The organism is Streptomyces sp. NPDC004647, assembly GCF_040609575.1.
Lineage (GTDB): Bacteria > Actinomycetota > Actinomycetes > Streptomycetales > Streptomycetaceae > Streptomyces.
Genome location: NZ_JBEXKU010000116.1, coordinates 1 through 18249, shown reverse-complemented (window position 1 = coordinate 18249; position 18249 = coordinate 1). Strand labels below are relative to the sequence as shown.

General features: G+C 66.9%; 17 protein-coding genes and 4 pseudogenes. 7 read left to right on the top strand and 14 right to left on the bottom strand.

Features of this window, described 5'->3' with window-relative positions; all coding sequences use genetic code 11:
* Positions 1–520 precede the first annotated feature (520 nt).
* A pseudogene (locus ABZW18_RS31480) lies at positions 521–1269 on the top strand (transposase family protein).
* 74 nt (positions 1270–1343) lie between these two features.
* Here ABZW18_RS31480 and ABZW18_RS31475 read toward each other — a convergent pair.
* Positions 1344–1469: pseudogene (locus ABZW18_RS31475) on the bottom strand (helix-turn-helix domain-containing protein); the annotation flags it as partial.
* 94 nt (positions 1470–1563) lie between these two features.
* On the opposite strand from ABZW18_RS31475, the gene ABZW18_RS31470 reads away from it, so the two are divergent.
* Complete coding sequence (locus tag ABZW18_RS31470) at positions 1564–1734, top strand: hypothetical protein (RefSeq protein WP_356194126.1); 171 nt, start codon at positions 1564–1566, stop codon at positions 1732–1734.
* A 263-nt stretch (positions 1735–1997) separates the two neighbouring features.
* On the opposite strand, the gene ABZW18_RS31465 is transcribed toward ABZW18_RS31470, so the two are convergent.
* The 4 genes and pseudogenes from ABZW18_RS31465 to ABZW18_RS31450 form a co-directional block, all read right to left on the bottom strand.
* Positions 1998–2729, bottom strand: coding sequence for a hypothetical protein (locus ABZW18_RS31465; protein WP_356194124.1), 732 nt, complete (start codon positions 2727–2729; stop codon positions 1998–2000).
* 8 nt (positions 2730–2737) lie between these two features.
* Complete coding sequence (locus ABZW18_RS31460) at positions 2738–3682, bottom strand: hypothetical protein (protein ID WP_356194121.1); 945 nt, start codon at positions 3680–3682, stop codon at positions 2738–2740.
* A 203-nt stretch (positions 3683–3885) separates the two neighbouring features.
* Positions 3886–5068 (bottom strand): annotated as a pseudogene (locus ABZW18_RS31455) (ISAs1 family transposase).
* Between the two features lie 137 nt (positions 5069–5205).
* On the bottom strand, positions 5206–5703 hold the full coding sequence (locus ABZW18_RS31450) for a winged helix-turn-helix transcriptional regulator (protein WP_356194118.1): 498 nt from the start codon (positions 5701–5703) through the stop codon (positions 5206–5208).
* A gap of 103 nt (positions 5704–5806) precedes the next feature.
* Between ABZW18_RS31450 and ABZW18_RS31445 the strand changes: the two genes are divergently transcribed.
* A complete protein-coding gene (locus tag ABZW18_RS31445) occupies positions 5807–6451 on the top strand; it encodes a dihydrofolate reductase family protein (protein ID WP_356194115.1) in 645 nt (214 codons plus the stop codon).
* Positions 6452–7207: 756 nt separating this feature from the next.
* On the opposite strand, the gene ABZW18_RS31440 is transcribed toward ABZW18_RS31445, so the two are convergent.
* Positions 7208–7504: a HEPN domain-containing protein gene (locus tag ABZW18_RS31440; RefSeq protein WP_356194112.1), complete on the bottom strand. Its 297-nt coding sequence runs from the start codon at positions 7502–7504 to the stop codon at positions 7208–7210.
* Positions 7505–7561: 57 nt separating this feature from the next.
* Between ABZW18_RS31440 and ABZW18_RS31435 the strand changes: the two are divergent.
* A pseudogene (locus ABZW18_RS31435) lies at positions 7562–7768 on the top strand (IS4 family transposase); the annotation flags it as partial.
* A gap of 817 nt (positions 7769–8585) precedes the next feature.
* Positions 8586–9677 carry a hypothetical protein gene (locus ABZW18_RS31430; RefSeq protein ID WP_356194109.1) on the top strand — a complete coding sequence of 364 codons (1092 nt, stop codon included), beginning with the start codon at positions 8586–8588 and terminating at the stop codon, positions 9675–9677.
* 623 nt (positions 9678–10300) lie between these two features.
* Here the strand turns inward: ABZW18_RS31430 and ABZW18_RS31425 are convergent.
* From ABZW18_RS31425 to ABZW18_RS31395, 7 genes are all read right to left on the bottom strand, one after another.
* Positions 10301–11473 carry a GNAT family N-acetyltransferase gene (locus ABZW18_RS31425; protein ID WP_356194106.1) on the bottom strand — a complete coding sequence of 391 codons (1173 nt, stop codon included), beginning with the start codon at positions 11471–11473 and terminating at the stop codon, positions 10301–10303.
* A 10-nt stretch (positions 11474–11483) separates the two neighbouring features.
* Entirely contained in the window at positions 11484–11966 is a 483-nt protein-coding gene (locus ABZW18_RS31420; RefSeq protein WP_356194131.1) for a MaoC family dehydratase, read from the bottom strand.
* 82 nt (positions 11967–12048) lie between these two features.
* Complete coding sequence (locus ABZW18_RS31415; protein ID WP_356194103.1) at positions 12049–12891, bottom strand: CoA ester lyase; 843 nt, start codon at positions 12889–12891, stop codon at positions 12049–12051.
* An 8-nt stretch (positions 12892–12899) separates the two neighbouring features.
* Complete coding sequence (locus ABZW18_RS31410) at positions 12900–13130, bottom strand: acyl carrier protein (RefSeq protein ID WP_356194100.1); 231 nt, start codon at positions 13128–13130, stop codon at positions 12900–12902.
* 62 nt (positions 13131–13192) lie between these two features.
* Complete coding sequence (gene dmpG, locus ABZW18_RS31405; protein ID WP_356194097.1) at positions 13193–14218, bottom strand: 4-hydroxy-2-oxovalerate aldolase; 1026 nt, start codon at positions 14216–14218, stop codon at positions 13193–13195.
* A complete protein-coding gene (locus ABZW18_RS31400) occupies positions 14203–15093 on the bottom strand; it encodes an acetaldehyde dehydrogenase (acetylating) (RefSeq protein ID WP_356194094.1) in 891 nt (296 codons plus the stop codon). The genes dmpG and ABZW18_RS31400 overlap by 16 nt, the downstream gene beginning before the upstream one ends.
* A gap of 114 nt (positions 15094–15207) precedes the next feature.
* The gene (locus tag ABZW18_RS31395; RefSeq protein ID WP_356194092.1) at positions 15208–15807 is read right to left on the bottom strand and encodes a fumarylacetoacetate hydrolase family protein; all 600 of its coding nucleotides are present in this window, start codon (positions 15805–15807) and stop codon (positions 15208–15210) included.
* Between the two features lie 176 nt (positions 15808–15983).
* Between ABZW18_RS31395 and ABZW18_RS31390 the strand changes: the two genes are divergently transcribed.
* Together ABZW18_RS31390 and ABZW18_RS31385 are read left to right on the top strand one after the other, a co-directional pair.
* Positions 15984–16232: a DUF6207 family protein gene (locus tag ABZW18_RS31390; protein WP_356194128.1), complete on the top strand. Its 249-nt coding sequence runs from the start codon at positions 15984–15986 to the stop codon at positions 16230–16232.
* A gap of 265 nt (positions 16233–16497) precedes the next feature.
* The gene (locus tag ABZW18_RS31385) at positions 16498–17418 is read left to right on the top strand and encodes a nuclease (protein WP_356194090.1); all 921 of its coding nucleotides are present in this window, start codon (positions 16498–16500) and stop codon (positions 17416–17418) included.
* A 580-nt stretch (positions 17419–17998) separates the two neighbouring features.
* On the opposite strand, the gene ABZW18_RS31380 is transcribed toward ABZW18_RS31385, so the two are convergent.
* Entirely contained in the window at positions 17999–18142 is a 144-nt protein-coding gene (locus ABZW18_RS31380; protein WP_356194088.1) for a hypothetical protein, read from the bottom strand.
* Positions 18143–18249 lie beyond the last annotated feature (107 nt).

Sequence of the window (18249 nt, the reverse complement as noted above, 5' to 3'; positions counted from 1 at the left end):
GGCCGACTCCTCGACGGACTCGTGCCCGATCATCGTCTCGCTCACTCGGCGTCTCTCCTTGATCAGCAGATCCGCCGTTGATTAGACACTCCCCGACCGGCACGGGAACGAATGGACTTCTACTGCTGCTGCCCGGTGGAGTACGGACCGTGATCGAGGTCGACGGCAAGCACCACTACGCCCGGGAAGTGCCGAAAGTGGCTGTGACGTCATTCAGTGGCTCCGGCATGTTGGCTCCAAACGGCCCCGGTTGTTGAAGATCCTTTGTCATCGGGACGTCTTGAAGTGGCCTCGGGGAATTGGCGTCCGTAGGGGCCACTCGATGAACTTCCTTGGCCTCAGGCCGAAGACCGTGTCCGGCCCGGAGAGCGATGGTCGTCAGCGTTGCCTGGCGTCGAGGGCAGTGAGCGTTTTCAGAGGGGCCACCGGTCGGGTGACGGGGTGGCCTCCGCAACGCACGAGGCTCCTGTGCCGTTGAGAGAGGTGTTCGACGTCTCAACTCATCAGCGCAGGAGCCTCGTTGGTTCCCTATCCTGCCGCACTCGACCTCCCGCACGCCCTGGTCGAGTGGGTATCCATGCTCATCGTCACCCGTGAGGGTGACCGCCGCTGCAAGCTCCCGCCGCACCAGCGTGCTCTCGTCGGCCTGGTCTACCTTCGCTGGCACGACACGCTCGCGCAGATCGCCGCCGGTTTCGGCATATCCGTCGGCACTGCCCACGCCTACGTCACCGCTGTCGTCGGCCATCTGTCCCGCCGGGCGCCCGGGCTGCTGCGGGTCCTGCGGGAGACGGATCCCGATCACGTCCTGCTCGACGGAACGCTCGCCGAGTGCGACCGGTCGGTGACAGCCGGGCCGACTACTCCCACAAGCACCGCCGCCACGGCGTGAACGTGCAGGTCGTTGCCGACCCTGCGGGCAAGCTGCTGTGGATCTCGCCCGCACTGCCCGGCCGCACCCACGACCTGACCGCGGCCCGCACCCACCGCATCATCCGGATCTGCGAACGCCAGGGCGTACCCGTCCTCGCCGACCGCGCCTACATCGGGGCCGGCTCCTGGGTGACCACGCCGATCAGACGTCTCCCGCACCAGGACCTCACCGCGACCCAGCGGACGATCAACCGGGCCCTGTCAGCGGCACGAGCACCGGTCGAACGAAGCGTCGCGAGACTGAAGTCCTGGCGCGTCTTCCGCAGAGCCCGCTGCAGCCCTAACCGCATGACGGTCATGGCCGCTGCCGTCCTCACCCTGGAGCGTCAACGCTGAAAACGCTCACTGCCGGCTACTTTGCACCGTGGGTCAGAGATAGGACGCCGGGGCCGACCTGGAGTGAGGGCCAGTTACTCGGTCTCCGCGGGTTCGCTGGGGACCTTGCTGAGGTGGCGGTAGATAGTGGAGCGAGTGATGCCGAACTCGTCGGCGATCTGCTGGACGGTGTAGTCGCCGGAGTCATAAATCTCCCTGGCAAGCTGGACCTGGCGGGGCCGAGCTTGGGCTTCTGCCCGCCGGTGCTGGCACGGGCCGCGGCGAGGCCGTCCATGGTGATTCGGCCATCAGCGCGTGCTCGAACTCGGCAACTGCGCCGAGGATCTGCGGAGAGCGGCCGAGCCGGTCGAGTTTGGTGACGACGAGCTGGTCGCCTGCACGGGCGACGAGGAGAGCTTTGTCGAGTTCGACGCCACCGCCCACGAATCGCAGCATCGCCATCACCGGGTATCTGCGTGTCGATGAGTTGACGGTCGTACAGCAGGCAGCCCCGCAGGCCCCGATGTCCTGGCCGCACCAAGTCGGGGGTGGTCCCCGGACAGGCAGAGCGCTTCCAGCACCGGGACACGGTTGACGCCCTGGACCAGGCGGTGACCCAGAGCGGGAACAGCGGTGCTTTCCGGCAGTCGATCAGCACTCGAATCCACCGAAACGATCACTCCCGAATATCTCGGTGGATCCAGGCTCAGTCCGGGGAGGGGGCTTTCCCGCCTACGAACTGCCGGCTTTCACAGCCCCATCGAGGCGCGCAGGCTATGCGAGCCGTGGAGCGGCCCTCGAAGTCCTGCGGGCGTCGGGATTCCGCTCGCGGCGAGGAACTGCCGTACCGACGAGAAGTTAGCGACGCTGCCCACCCTGATGGGGGTCTCGACCGTTTTGTTGTGGAAGGCGTTCGTCACCTGCACGAGGAACTGGTACGTCGCCTGAGGTGCCAAGGGGCGATCCGTCGTGAACTCACCCGAGTACACAGTGCCGTGCGGATCGATATTGTGGGTGAAGAGCCGCGGGTTGTTCTGCGGACCCCAGATGATGTTTCCGCGGGTGTAGGAGTACGACGCCCACGAGATGGTGATCAGGTTCTCGTGCTGGAGGGTCTTCGGCGCTCTCTCGAGCAGCTTCACCGTGGGAACTGACGGGGTGCTGCCGCTTTGTCCCGGCACACCGCTCGTGAGTGGGTAGGAGAACGCGCTGCCCTGTACGTTGTCGGGGTTCTCGTTCCACTTGAACACCACTGATCCATTCAGCACCGTCCCCATGTACGCCTCGACCACAACGGCGGGGACGTCGAACTTCCTGGTGCCACCGGCCATGACCTCACTGACGATTCCTCCGGGGAGTTCCACCCATACCTCGTCGGGCTCCTCAGGATTCTCAAAGAAGCTGTCGAGGTCCCATTCAATATGCAGCGATCCGTCGTTCTGGAGGTACAGCGCCGAGATGGTGGGCGGCTTGCGAGACACTATTCCTCCTACTGCAAGGTCACGACGATGGGCAGCAGACCGGTCCCCTCAGGCATAGGGGCCAGCGCCTTGCCAACCACAGCCCCGAAGGCCCGCGACGGGTCGGTGGCCTTCATCGCGTGTCCGACGGTGGGGGAAGTGGTGAGCAGGTCTCCCACCTCGATCGCCGCGAAGGAGGCATCGACCTGGCAGTAGACCTTGCCGACCATGGCGATGGGCTGGACGTGCTCTCCACACCCGGCGTCGAGGATCAGCCCCGGCCGATACACGCCGGCTCCGGCGACGATCCCGATGACCTTCTTGTCGTAGGCGCGGTCGCTCGGCGCGATCCGTCCGTCCTCATCGACGCTCATGAGCGCCCCGGGTTCGCTGACAACTGCGGTCGGCTTGGCCGCGAAGAGTTCGGCGAGGTCGCCACCGAGGAGTCGGATGTCTCCCGATACTTCGAGATCCCCTCGTATTTCCACCTTCCCCTGGAACACGCCCGCCGACCCGTTCTCACTTTTCGCGTATACGCCAGCTCCATTGACGCTGTGCCCGACGACTCCGGAACCGTCCGACTTGTTCTCGCCCCATACAGCAGCGGCTCCCGTCGCGCCGCGGGCGCTGGTTTCGCCGTATACACCATGCCAGTGCTTGCTCGTGCCGATTACTCCCGGACCGCCCCCCGCGCCCTCTCCCATCACGCCGGCTCCACCGGTGGTGCTGTCGGTCTTTCCGTAGACACCCATCCACGTGGCGCTTTCACCGATCACGCCGCTGCCGGTGTTGTTGATCCCGTATACCCCGGCGCCTCCAGTCTTGCTCGTGCTGATGCCGGCGACACCGTGCCACGTGCCGCCATCCCCTCGGACACCAACGGATCCACCTTGACCGAAGACGGCGATACTGTCGCCTTCGGACACGCCGTGAAAAGCCGACTCACCGTTGGTTTTGTTTTCGACGGTCGACACAACCCCCACCTTTCCCGTTTGATCGAATTTACATTTCCCAGCAATTCCAAAGCAGCGTGGATAGCCAAGCTATGGCCAATGCTCGCGAAAATGATCGAGGTGAGCGGTGAGAACTCCGACCAGGAGGTCCAAGCATTCTCCCCCCATGCCGTGCGGGTCAAGACCCAGGGCTTCGGCGTAGTCGCGTGATGTCCATTTCGTGATCATGTAAGCCCCAGGAGGGTGAGCGGGCGTCGCGCGTCGCGGGCATTGCGACGCAGGCTGGCCGCGATGTTCGTGACGCCAGTCAGCCGCAGGGCTCCGATGGCCAGGTTGCGCCAGGTCGCCATCGCTCGGGGCGTGTTGCCGGTCCGCAGTTGTGAGGCGTCCTCGGCGAAGGTGGTGTCCCGGACGTGGTGCAGGGCCTCCACCTTCCAGTGCTCGCGCACCAGTGCTGCCAGCTGTGCGGGTGTCGCCTGGTCGGCGGTGAGGCTGGACGGCGTAGACGGTCTTCACGGTGGTCTTACCGGTCTTGCGGTCGGTGCGGCGGCGCTTGATCTGGACGGCTTGGCGGGCGCCGGGGAAGAGCAGGTTGTTCACGCTGGCCACCTTGATCCGGCGGATTTCGGTGCGTCCGTGGCCGCTGCCCCGGGTGCGCCCTTGGAGCGGGATCTGCTGCCAGGGCAGGGACTTCAGCTGCTTGCGCAGCTTCTTCTGGTTGCCCTTGACGATCACGATGTACTGGGCGCCGCGGCCCAGTAGATACGTAGCGTGCTCGCGCTGGGTGTGCATCGCGTCGCTGGTGACCACCACATCGGCCAGGTCGGCGACGGCCTGAAGCAGAGGCTGGAAGCAGGTGATCTCATTCGTCTTCTCCTGCACGTCGAGCTGGGCCAGGACCAGGCCGGTAGTGTGGTCCAGGGCGGCGAGCAGGTGGATTTTCCGGCCCTTGGCCTTGGCCGCCCCGCGCAGGCTCTTGCCGTCCACGGCCAGACCGTGCAGTCCGTCTGCTCTGTGGGGGCGGCGGTCGGCAAGCCAGCGGCCCACGGCCTGGTCCAAGGCGTCGCCATCGATCCGGGCCAGGAGTCGGCGAACCGTCGATTCCGCAGGCAGCAGCCGCTTCGGACACAGTGGATCGGCACGCGCGCCAACAGCTTGGAGCACCTGGGGCGGAGCGTCGGCGATCCACTCGCCGACCGCCAGCAGCGATCTCGCCCCGGCCAGTACCGCGCACGCGGTCAGGGCGAGCGCGACCACCAGAGTGTGCCGCACTCCGCGCGGATCACGCGGGTCAGGCACCTCGGCCAGCCGTTCCAGCAGGCCCGGTACTTCTCCGGGTGCGACCTGCGGGTGGTCGCGGAGTTGGTCAAGAGCAGGCGAGATCGGCGATGATGCGTCGGCAGGCACGGTCTTCCACTCGGATCATGGGGCGTCGAGAACTCCATGATCTTGGGAGGCCGTGCCTGTCACGTTCTCGGCTGTCTGTCGTGCCAGATTTGTGCCAGGTTTTCGCTCTGCCTCAAGAGGAAGGGGCCCCTTGGCGATCAGGACGCCTCCGCGAGGGCGCGTTCGTAGGCCGCCTGGAGGACTGTTGAGGCCAGCGGGCGGTCGGGGCGCGGGCGGGGGGTGCCCAGGTGCACCTCGCGGAGTTCGTCCATCAGGTCTTCCCAGAGAGATGGCCCACCCTCCTCCAGCAGTCGTGCGCGGACGGTCAGTTCGGGTGTCGTGGGGCGGTGCCGCATTCCCCAGGAACCGAGCGCGACCATGATGGGGACGGTCTGGATGCCCGCCTCGGTGAGGCTGTAGGTCGCGCGTCGTCCTCGCCCGGTCTCCTCCTGCGTGAGGAGACCGCCGGCGAGGAGGGCCTTGAGGCGGCTGCTGAGGATGTTCGACGCGATTCCCTCCCTGGAGTGAGTGAGCAGCTCACGGAAGTGGCGGCGCCCACCGAAGATCACATCGCGCAGGACGATGAGACTCCACTGGTCCCCGAGTGCCTCCACTGCCGCGTTGATCGCACACCCGGACCGCGGTTCGTCTCGCATGCCCACCTCCAGTGATTGCATTCTGCCACCACCAAGCCTACGCTCATCCCCGCAGGTGATTGCAGTTCGCAATCACCGTCCATCGAGGGTAGGAAGCCACGCCATGTCCCGTGTGAGGGCCCACAACTTCTCCGTCTCCATCGACGGCTTCGCCACGGGTGAAGGACAGAGTCTCGATGCTCCGTTCGGCCACGCCGGCCATCGACTCCACGAGTGGTTCTTCCCGACCAGGACCTGCCAGCAGATGCAGGGCAAGCCGGACGGGAGCACCGGGGTCGACGAGGCTATCGCCCGCACCTGGGATGCCGGCATCGGGGCGGAGATCATGGGCCGCAACAAGTTCGGTCCCCAACGCGGGCCGTGGGGAAACCATGAGTGGAACGGCTGGTGGGGGCCCAACCCGCCCTTCCATACCCCAGTGTTCGTACTGACCCACCATCCCCGTCCCTCGGTGGAGATGGAAGGCGGCACCACGTTCCACTTCATCGATGCCACGCCGCAGGAGGCGCTCCGTCAGGCGCGCGAGGCCGCAGGCGGCCTGGATGTGAGGATCGGCGGCGGGCCGACCACGATCCGCCAGTTCCTCGCCGAAGACCTCATCGATCACCTGCACATCGCCGTCGTCCCGGTCGTCCTGGGCCGTGGCGAGCGCCTGTGGGCCGGACTCGAAGGACTCGAGAAACGCTTTCAGGTCGAGTCCGTAACAACCCCCAGCGGCGTGACGCACATGACCTTCACCCGGCCGTAGCGCCGGCCCGAGCGCGAGCGGTGGTCCGGCACCTGGACCAGGGCCTGCACCAGCGTCGGCAGGCCCGGCAACTCCTCGACCGGGCCGGGCAGCACGACGTCCTCGCACTGGCGCATCAGCGCGTCGATCAGGATCTGCTACCCGCTGCCTCGCCACGGGTCACCGCAGCTCGCCCCGCCGCCCGTCTCACCTCACGAGAACGCAGAGGCACTGTTCTCGGCTGACCGCTGAGCTGGCAGATCGTCACGAACTGGACGTCCTACGACTACACCGAAGCCCTGCCCCCCTCCTGAGGCCACCAGCCGCGAGGCTCCCAACTTGAACACACTCACTTGACAGGGAATCTGGTCGAAGCGCTCGCGCGGACCGGTACGTGGGCGTGGCCAAGGTCGCGCTGCGGGCCCGGGAGCGGCTGGCCCTGCTGCGCCCGCGGCACGGGCGTGCTCGTCCTTCAGACTCTTTTGTGGCAGGACGAGCTGCGTGAGCCTGGCGACCTCGCGCCTTCAGCGCCGGTCACGGAGAGGGAGCTGGAGCTCGCCGAGCTGCTGATGAACGAGCTCACCGGCGTTAAAGTGTTCTCCACGATTTGCATGTCTCATGAGACAGCTGTGAGCGGCGTCGGCGAGCTGGGAGCCGCTGCTGGCCGTCCGGCTCGCTCACTCCGACTTTCCCATGGTGAGACAACGGGAAGCGGCTTCCCGTGGCGCCTCTTCTTCACTCGTTCGGGTCAGGCGGTAACTGGCCGCCTGGTCGCGGTCACCGCTTCGGCTTGGTCTCTTCGTCCAGAGCGTCGACGATGGAAACGATGAGATCGAGGTCGGACTCGACCTCGTCGATCGTGATGGTGGCCCTGCCTCTGCCGATGCGATCACCGGCGTGGGCGATGCGGTTGCGACGCTCCACGATTCGGTTCAGCTCGTTCGTTGACTCTTCTTTGCCAACCTTGCGCCGCTTGTCGACCCTGGTCAGCAGCTTCGAGTGGCCCACTAGGCCGAAGAGCGTTCCAATCTGCGCGGGGGCAGGACTGGCTCGCTGCCGCACTTCAAGATCCACGATTTGCCTGAGACCCCAGGCCCTCTTCGTGTATTTAAGCGCGCCGACCCGGAGGTGGTACGGGTCGTCGAGTACACCCTGGACGATCCCGGGCGGCCGGAGCAGGACGCGCCATACCGGCTGATCACCACGATCCTCGACCACGAGGCCGCCCCGGCAAAGGAGCTGGCCGCCCTCTATCACCAGCGGTGGGAGTTCGAGACCGCGCTGGATGAGCTGAAGACCCATCAGCGCGGCCCCGCCCAGGTCCTGCGCTCCCGCTCGGCGTGAGAATGACATGGCTCTTCGTCACTCATGCCAGCAACGGAGTCAGCACCACCCGTCAGTGTCAATGACCAGATCGCCGCGCCTGCGCCACTGACGCTCGGACGACGACGTTCGACTGACACTGCCCCGCAGAGCATCAGCAGTTGGTCAAGAGCAGGCGGTATCAGGGACGATGCGTCGGCAGGTACGGTCTTTCCTGTCGGATCACGGGCCTCGGGAACTCCATGATCTTGGAAGCCCGCGCCTGTTGCGTCCTCGGCCCGTCGAGCAGGCGAATCGTCACGAAGCGGACGCCACCTGACTGGGCCCGAAGCACTGAGGTGCGGCCACCCGCTACGACGAAGGCCCCGCAAAACTACCTGGCCGGGCGTCAGTTGCGGAGCTCGATCACTGGATCTGCAGCGTCCGCCCCGCCGTGTGATCACGACTGCGGACATGGCCTGACAAGGCTGACGCGCGGAGGAGTCACACGAAGCGTATCGTCGTATACGGACCTTCGGAGGGGTGGATGCCACGCTGCGCCGCCCTCGTTATCGGGACGGACAGGCGGAGGGTCTGGCGTGTTGCCTTCCAGACTCCCGCCGACATCCGATGGTCGAGAATGGCATGGTGACGGGCGGCGCACCGCCCCCTTCAGGATCGAAGCGCAATGCCCGTTCGCTGCGCTGCTGGAACACCGCGGCTGACGCCGTTTCGCGGCTGCGTTGAATCAGAAGACAAGCGCATAACTTGCCGGCTCCGGCCAACTCCTCAGCTGATTACCCCTGTCGCCACGCAGACAGTCACCACGTCACCAGAGAGGTCAGGGATTGCCATGGCTACGGTGAGCAGCGTCCGGTACGTTTCCCCCTTCTCCTGGGTCGGTCTCAATACGAACGAGGCGCTGGAGGTCTTCGCCCGCGGTTCCGACGGCACCCTTCAGCACAACTGGCAGACGGCCCCCAGCCGCAACGAATGGTCGGGGTGGTACTCGCTCGGCGGCAACCTGGAAGGCGACCCGGTCGTGGCCACGAACCTCGATGCTCGGATGGAGGTTTTCGTCCGCACCACGGACGGCAAGGTCCAGCACGCCTGGCAAACCACCCCCCACGGCAGCTCATGGTCGCGTTGGGAATCGCTCCCCGGCAGCCCGTCCGCGGCAGGCACCCCGACCGTCGCCAGGAACTTCGATGGCCGACTGGAGGTTTTCGTCCGTGCCACGGGCGGCAGCGTCCAGCACATCTGGCAAACCGCCCCGAACAACGGATGGAGAGATGATTGGAAAGCTCTCTTCGTCGACGATGTGATGGGCGACATGGCGGTCATACCGGACGCCGATGGTCGGCTGGAGGCTTTCGTCCGCGGCTACGACGACGAGAATGGGGTACTCACCGTTCTGCACGCTTATCAGCGTCCCCACGTCGAAGGATGGGCCTTCGGCGAACTCGGCGGCACCCCGCAGGGCGACCCGGCGGCCGTCTTGAACACCTCTGGCCAGCAGGAGGTCTTCGTCCTCGGCCCGGGCGGCTCCGTCGAGCACATTTGGCAGACCAAGCCCAGCAATGGATGGGCCTCGTGGAGATCGCTCGGCGGCGACAGCCCGGTAGGTACCCCTGCCGTCGGTGTGAACACCGATGGCCGGCTGGACCTCTTCGCCCGTCAGGAAGGCGGCACCCTCGAGCACAAATGGCAGACCAACCCCGCCCCCGACGGCAGGTGGTCGCCCACTTGGGCACCGCTCTACAACGGCAGCCCGCTCCTGATCGGCGACCCGGTGGTCGCTTCGAACGCCGACGGCCGTCTGGAGGTCTTCGCCCTCTTCGGCGACGGCACCATCAGGTGTACCTGGCAGAACGTCGCCGGCAACGACAGCGACTGGTCGGCTTGGCACTCGCTCGGCGTACCCGAAAGCCCGCAGGGTGGGTGAGCTCGAGCGCAGCAATGTTCTGCCTTGGGGTGGCGGTCGGGCAGCCAGGCACCCGCCGCTCGGTCGAGCGCGTCCGCATCCAGGCGGGCCAGGACACGGCGGATGGCCGTCTTAGCAGGCACCGGCCGGATGCCCGTCAGCGGGCAGCGGCGGGCACGAAACGACCCAGGACAGTCGGCGGGGCATCGATCGACGGCCCACTCGCATGGACTTCCGCAGAGATCAATGACTCGATACCCACGCGATCTTGGGAAACCGTGCGTGCTCTCTCCAAGCCCCTCGCCGCCACACGCCAGGACAAATCACCCAAGTAGCGACTATGTCGAAGCCCTGGGTCGGCTGTAGCTGCTGGTGCTTTTTGTCGCTCACCAGCACAAAATTCGTGCGGTCGGAAACTGGGCTGAGTGAGGACGGGGATGACTCCCGGGAGGCGCTCCAGGAGCGCCTCCCGCGTATGGCATGTCAGCTGTCGACTCGGGAGCGCAGTTGGCGCGAGGAGCGGCGGAAGACGCTGCACGCGGTCGGCTGAGCCGGACGCGCTAGCGGGGCCGGACAGGGGCGGTCCGGGTGACGGGTGCCTGAGAGGAGGCGGGTTGGGGCTGTGGAGGGACGCCGAATGGTCGCTAGAAATGGTCAGGCAACCATGGTTCGCGCTCTACCGTGCTGCGGATGAGGGTCAGCAGCGCCTCGTCCGATCCGGCGAGGACGCCCGCCATACGCGCCGAGGTGACGGTCCTGTAGCCCCCGGCGTACCACACGGCGAGCTGCTTTCTGGTGAAGCTCACTCCGCCCTCGATGTGCGTCGGGCTGATCTCGGCTGATCCGGCGGTGACCTGGAGCACGTAGCGGTCCCAGGCATCCCCGTTCTCGCTTTCGATCTCGATCGGCACGGTGGTGTCGATGTCGGCGGGCCATCCGCGGAGCCGTATGGCTTCGCGGATGTCGAGGATGCGCAGCATCCACGGGTGCCACGCCTGTGCGGTGGGCCGGTAGCGGTGCAGGTTGTGCAACAGAGTGGGGTAGGGCGGTAGTGCGCCGCGCCGGAATTCGATCGTTTCGGCGCGGGTGTTGTGGCGGCCGAGGAAGGCGAGCATGGCCGCGACCGCGCTCTCGTCCGCTGCCCAGAAGTCGTGGACGACGAGGTTCATGCCGTGGCGCTCTCGTCGTTTCATGGCGAGGGACAGCAGCCCGGTCGTCGGGTGCCCCGGTCTGTTGAAGCGGTAGGTCGTCAGGGCGCTCTTGTTCTCCTTCCACGATGACCACCAGTCAGGTTGGAGCACGGGCCCGTTCCATTGCCGGGCGAGTTCCCTTTGGAGGTTCTGTGCGTCCGGGGTGAGCCCGTGCTCGATATCGAAATTCTCGCCAGTGAAAGACCGCCTCAGGTCGTCGGTGGTGACGGACCAGGCGAACACGGGCGCAGGCGCTTCCCAGCCGAGTCGGCGGGCGTAGCCGTTCGAAGACGTCGAGATCGTAGAGATCACCGCGCCCCTCTCCCGCAGGGGGCGCAGCCGCTCAGCAACCATGCGGGTCGCCAGGTGCTCGCCGCGTTCTTCAGGGGCGACGCAGCCGGCGCCGAGGCACGCGCTGGGGACTGGGGAGCCGCCGAAGAACTGGGGGACGAGCAGGCCAAGCCCTCCGGCGACGACCTTGCCTGCTCGGGTTGCCACCCGGAGGTCGGCGTGCTCGCGCAGGTGCCTGATATCGCCGACGGGGTGGCCGTAGCTGCGGGTGGCGAGTTCGCCGTACTGCTGCCAGAGACTGTCATCAGCCGCGACGAAGGAAAGCTGCTCGATCATGGATGGCCTTCTAGTAGTTGGTCGCGGTTCGGACGGTCTCAGGGTCGGTCGGGACGAGGAAGGTCCGCGTGAACATCACCACGCGCTTGCCCGCCTCGTTGAGGCCGGACGTACGGCACGTCACGATGCCGTTCTCCGGGCGGCTCTTCGAGAGCCTGCAGTCCACGATTTCCGTCTCGGCGTACAGGGTGTCGCCGACGAAGACGGGGTTTTCGAATCTGACCTCGTTGATCCCGAGGTTGGCGACGGTGAGGCCGCTGGTGCTCCGTACGGTCATGCCCGCGACGATGTTCAGTGTGACGCCGCTGCACACCAGGATCCGGCGCCACTCGGTCTTGCTGCTGTAGTGGGCATCGGTGTGGATCGGTGCGACGTTGCCGGTCAGCGCCGTTCCCAGGAGGTTGTCCGTCTCGGTCACCGTCCGTCCCGGACGGTGCTCGATGACCCTGCCGAGGACGAAGTCGCTGTATCCGAGGCCGACGTTCTCCCGGATTCGGTTTGCGGCGACTCGGCGATACCCCTGCGGGAGATTGCTGCTCACGATGAATCTCCGATTCTCTGGCGGGTCGGCTGTATCAGCCGTCTACCTCGCGGATAAGGGCCTCCGCCGCGGCGAAGAAGGGAGTGCCGACCATCTGCCCTCCGACGGAGGTGATGCCTCTTCCGCTCTCCCGCCCGGCGGTGACGATGGCGCGCGCGCGGGCGATCTCGGCCTCGGAGGGCATGAAGGTGTCGTTGATGACTGCCGTCTGACGGGGGTGTACGGCTCCCTTGCCGTGGAATCCGAGCTCCCTGGACCGCTCAGCCTCGCCTCGCAGTGCGTCGAGGTCGTTCAGTTCGTAGACCGGCGCGTCGATGGCAGGGATACCGGCGGCCCTCGCGCTGTTCACCAGGGTGGAGCGGGCGTAGAGCAGGGATTCCCACGCCAGCCCGCAGCCGACGGCGGCGGCGTAGTCTGCCGAACCGAAGACAACGCCGCCGAGCCGCGGTGCGGCCAGGATCGTGGGGAGGCGGTCAAAGGCGCGCGGGGTCTCGATCAGCGCCCAGATGTCTGGGGTGTATCCGTCGGTGTCGAGGACGCCGGCCACGAGCTCGACGTCCCGGGGCGATTCAGCTTTCGGGACAAGGATGATGCCGGGTTTGCAGGCGTACGCGGAGAGGGCGATCAGGTCCCTGGTGCCCTCCAGGGTCGCGGGGGAGTTCATGCGGACCCCCAGGGTGCAGGGCGCTTCTGGCCGGTCGAAGAACTGCTGTGCCGCCATCCGGGCGGCCTGCTTGTCCTGGGGCGCTACGGAGTCTTCGAGGTCGACCAGGGCGACACCGGCGCCGGAGGTCTGCGCCGTCTCGAACCGGTCTGCCCGGAGGGCCGGTGTGATGAGCCACGCCCGTCCGGGGCGCGTGTTCTTCTTCAAGCCCATGGCCGAGTTCACCCTTCCTTGCGCTTCTGCTCGATGAGGAGGTCGAGGTCTTTGAGGGTCGAGGCGTCCTCGATTTCGGTTTCGCGGATGGTGATGCCGAGGCGGTCGCCCAGTAGTACGGAGAGCTCGACGACCGCGAGTGAGTCGAGGCCGGCGTCGTCCAGGGTGGCGTCCGGGCTCAGCCGGTCCGCGTCCAGCTTGAGGTCGTTGAGCAGGATGCTTGCGAGTTGGCCGTTCATGGCGACTCCTTCGTGCTCTGGGTGTGCTGGTGTGGGTCCGCTCGTCCGTCGGAGGCCCTGCATTACGCCTCCTTCAACTGCTGGGCGACGTCGCCGATCAGGTCCTCCTGTCCCGCGACGACCTGCCGCCTGCCGAGCTCGAAGAAGAGATCGACGGGGTCGATGCCGTAGCGGTGGGCGGTGTCCAGGACGGGTGTCTTGAAGCCGGAGAAGACTCCGGCCAGGCCGCTGACGAGGCTGACGGAGTCGATCGTCGGCGGGGTGGGCATCAGCCGGTCCTGGGCGGTGTCCGCAGCGTGGAGGAGCTTGCGGAGGTCGATGCCGGTGGAGTAGCCCATGCGCTCCAGTACGGCCACGAGGACTTCGAGCTGGGTGTTCCCGGCACCGGCGCCGAAGCCTCGCGCGGTGGCGTCGATGATCGAGGCTCCGGCCTGTACGGCGGCGATGGAGTTGGCGACGGCGAGGCCGAGGTTGTTGTGGCCGTGGAAGATCACGGGGACGTCGACCGCCGCGGTGATGGCGGCGATCCGCTCGATCACGTCGGCCGAAAGGTAGTGGCCGGCGGAGTCGAAGATTCCGACGGCCTGGGCTCCGAACTTGGCTAGGAGGGCGCACTGTTCGGCCAGCCGCTCCGGGTGGGCCATGTGGCTCATGAGGAGCACGCCGTGGGCCTCGGCTCCGAGCTCACGGACGACTCCGAGGTGGTGTTCGGTGACGTCGGCCTCGGTGCAGTGCGCGGCGATCCGGACCACCTCCGCACCGTGTGCGACGGCGTTGCGGAGATCGGAGGATGTGCCCCAGCCCGGGGCCATGAAGACTCCCATGCGGCTGTGGCTGAGGGCTTCGCGGACGATCGCGAGCATGTCGTCGTCGCCGAGCTTGGCCCGGCCGATCTGGAGGGAGGAGGCGCCCAGCCCGTTTCCGTGGCCGATTTCGACGACGGGGACGCGGGCGGCGTCAGCGGCAGTGGCGTAGTCGCGCAGCTGGTCACGGTCGAGCTGGTGGCGCACCGCGTGGTGGCCGTCCCTGAGCGTGGGGTCGTGGATCAGCACCTGGCGGGGTGCCTCTTCCTTCATACGCTGGGCCATGAGGTGTCCTTCATTTCGCCCCGGGCGGTCGTGTGCTGCTCGGCCAGCAGCACGGCGGCCGCGTTGATGATGTCGAGATTTCCCGCGTACTTCGGGATGCTGCCGCCCTCGGCGGTCACCTCCACGGCGACCGAGATCCGGCCGTCGCTCACCGAGATCGAAGTCACGGTGTATCCGGGAGTGAAGGTGCGCACTCGCTCGGCGGCGGCAGCGACGATGGCGCGGACCGGCTTCGGCCGGAGCCCGGGCACAAGTGCCGTCATGGCCACCCGGAACGGCGGAGCTGGCAGGGCGAGGCTGAGGTTGACCATCACTTTCACGTCAGAGGAGCCGGTGAAGGCCCGGATCGCGGCCTGCGTCGTGTCGATGTACTGGTCCAGGTTGAGGCGTGTCGCCCGGCCCGCACTCGCGCTGGCCCCGGTGGAGACCACTTCGATGTACTCGGGCGTGCAGTGCTGGGCGAGGGCGTGCAGGACGGGGATCGCCGCCTGGCCGCCGCAGCTGACAAGGTTGATGTGGCGGCATGCTGCTGCGGCCGCCCCGTTGACGGTGGGCACGACCATCGCGCCGAGCTGCGCGGGGGTGAGGTCGATGAGCGTCGCGCCCGTCGCCTTCAGACGGTCCCAGTGCTCGGCGTGGGCGTCGGCGTTGGAGGCGTCGAAGACGACGTCGAAGGGCCCGGCCCCCAGCAAGGACGCGATCCCGCCGGCCGCGGTCGTGCACCCCATCTCATCCGCCCGGCGCAGGCCCAGGGTCTGGTGCCGGCCCACGACAAGGCGGCAGTCCAGGGCCTTCGACCGCTGGATCTTCCCGATCAGGTCGATACCGATGAGACCGGCTCCGAGGACCGCGACGCTTGTCCGTCCCGTAGTCATGGGCCGCTCCTTAGTCATTGTCATGAGTGGTTCGGTGAGTGGTTCGGGTACTGGCAGAGGGACCGGACACAGCGCCGGCGGAAGCGGCCCCTCGCACGCTGAGCAGGCGGCGAGTCAGCCGACGCGCAGAGTTACGGCGGGCAGTATCACCGAGGTGACCTGAACCTCGGTCCCCGCTTCGAGCGGGAGGCTCGCGTGCACCGCCCCGGCCAGGACCAGATCCCCGGCTTTCAGGCCAACGCCCAGGCCGCTCAGCCGACGGGCCAGCCAGATCAGCGCCTTGAACGGATCGCCCAGGACGGCCCGGCCCTCTCCCCTGGCGACGGCCACCCCGTCGACGCTCACCACCAGTTCCTCGGCGCCGAGGACCCAGCCGGGATCGATCGGGACCATCGCTCCGGTGACGACCCGCGCGCAGGACGCGTTGTCCGCGATGCTGTTCGCCAGACCGATCCGCCAGTTCTCCGTGAACCGGGTGTCGATCACTTCGAGCGCCAGAAACACCTCGGACAGCGCATGCCTGGCGGCCGGCGCGTCGACGTTCGGGCCTTGAAGGTCCCGGCCGAGCCGGAATCCGATCTCGGCCTCAACCCGCGGATTCATGAGCTCGCGCATCAGCAGCCCGCTCCCGCTGGGCAGGACCATGTCGTCCAGGAGGACACCGGAGTCCGGTTCGTCGACCCCCATCTGCTGCTGCATGGCCTTGGAGGTCACGCCGACCAATGCGCGGTGATCTCGCCCCTTTCCGGACCCGTGGCCTGCGGTGCGCCGCCGAACTCGACGAACGGGCCAGAGACTTCCTCACCAGCGCCTGAGGTCGTTCCTGCGGCTACACCCGATCGAGGGCAGCGTGACATGCCCTCACACCACGCGGATGCTGTTGTCTATCGCTGCCCGCGAGCTTCGAAGGTAGGTTTATCTCACCGGCAGTCGATCAGTGCCAGGGGTGTCCTCGTCGTCCGTTCGGCGAGCCCGGCCTGGTTGTCTTGGACATCACCGCTCACGACGAAGCCACCGCGAAAGAGGTGGTGGCCCACGCTGGAGCAGCACTGGGCACCGACAGCGGGCCGGGGTCCTTCGAATCTCCAGGGCTGTGGGACGCGGCGATGTTCACCGTGGCCAACCGACGAATTCGCTGACCTGCTGAAACACAGCCGCCGCCGGGTGAAGGTCCCGCGTAGAGGCGTGGAGATTCCCGGTGAACCTCCGTACGCCGACATGTGACTGAGCGCCGTACTTGATCACGGCCCGCCAGTTGTCACGTACAGGGCGCCCAGGCGAATCCCGGGCGGGCTGCTCGTCCAGCATCGGGGACTCACCAGACGTTGGACCCATCCGTGACAGGAAGTGCATCGTAGCTCTCGCTGGGTTACGGTCCGGGTAGTCGTCGGTGGGAGAGACAACATGAGTTACACGCTGTTGCGGGGCCTATTCGTCATCCGTTATCCCGACCTGCCACGGCAGGGTCCGGAGCCGGACGGCGACACGGTCAAGTTCCGGCCGGACTCGCCCGCCCTGGTTGAGGGGCTGCGCCGGCCGTCGGGGACGCCGCCGGACATCAACGCCAGAGGCATCTCGGTGCGGCTGGAGGCGATCGACGCGCTGGAGACGCACTTCGGCGAGACCCACCAGGAGCTGGTCGGCGCGAACGCCGCCCGCGATAAGTTGCTGGAGTTGCTGGGGTTCACCGGCGTCACCTTCTTCGAGGACCAACCGAACAAGGTCGAGGCGGCCGATCAGGACAGCATTCGCGGTTATGTGCTCTCCAACGGGATCGACGCCAACGGGCGGCTGATCGGGTTCGTCTATCCTGGCGACCCCGTCGAGCCGGACGGGGCGGACGTGTACCTGAACGAAGCCCGGGTGGACGCCTCGGCCAACGCGACGCTGATGGAGGAGGGGCTGGCCTACCCGGCGTTCTACGCGACCCTGCCCGCCTCGCTGCGCAATCACCTGGCAGGGAAGTCGCGGGCGGCGCGGGCAGCGCAGGCGGGGCTGTGGCGAAACTCGACGGCCGACCCGAACGGCAAGGCCACCGTCCGAGACCTCAAGGCACTGCAGCAGTTGGTGATGTGGCCCAAGCTGTTCCGGCGGCTCGTGCCTTACCTTGCGGCCGGGGCCACCGACTTCACCGACTTCGATGCCTGGTTGCGTGCCGATATGGTGCACCGCGACGACCCACTCTTCCTGCTGGACCGGGGCGAATACGGCAACATGCACGACGTGATCAGCGCCGCGGGCAACGATGTTCAGCTCACGGTCTGGCCGGAGGAGTTCATCATCAGCCCCGACCCCGCACCCCCAGGCGTGCCCACCCGTCCGTAGGCAACGAGGCTGGCGCGCGAGGCGTCCACGTCCAGCACGTTCCGGTGAAGGCCCCTTCGGCCTCGGCGGCAGGTCGGCGAGCCCCGCCGGTGAACATCGAAGAGGTCAACACCCAAAGGGGGCAGGGTCTCGGTCACCGGCTCATCCTAGTGTCCTGTCTCAACGAAGCTAGTCGTCCGTAGGATGCTGACCTGCGGGGACTGGATTGGGTGAGAACGTGGACTCGGTTGTCGAGTGCCTCTTCCCGATCCTTACTGAAGCGGGCATGTTAATCCGTAACCTCAGGGAGCGGCCGGAGTCGGCGGTTGACGGCTCGGGCGGATCTTCCCGGCCTGGGTGGCCGGCTGAAGCCCGGATGCTCAGTGTGTCTGCACCGAATTCGCGTGGAGTGCTGACCAACCTGGCGGGCATGGCGGCAGCGCCGGCTGCCGCCATGCCCGGTTTCCCCCGCCGTTTCGTAGCGTCGGCCCCGAAGGGGATGGGGATGCCGTCAGCGGTATGCCGCCTTTTCGCCGTCGGGGCTTCGCCTTGTGCAGCCTGACCGGGGCGTCGCCTTGCGGCCCGGGCGCAGTGGGGCTGGTCAGTTGGTGCAGCCGGGGACGGCTCCGGGGGGTCGGCAGTTGTCGGGTGTGTTGCCGGAAACGACGCTGCTCACCAGGTTGACCGTGCTGCCGGGTTTCTCGAAGATGCCGCCGGCTTCGAGCACGGCGCTGTTGCCCGTCACAAAGCTGCCTGTAAGGGGAGTGTCTAATCAACGGCGGATCTGCTGATCAAGGAGAGACGCCGAGTGAGCGAGACGATGATCGGGCACGAGTCCGTCGAGGAGTCGGC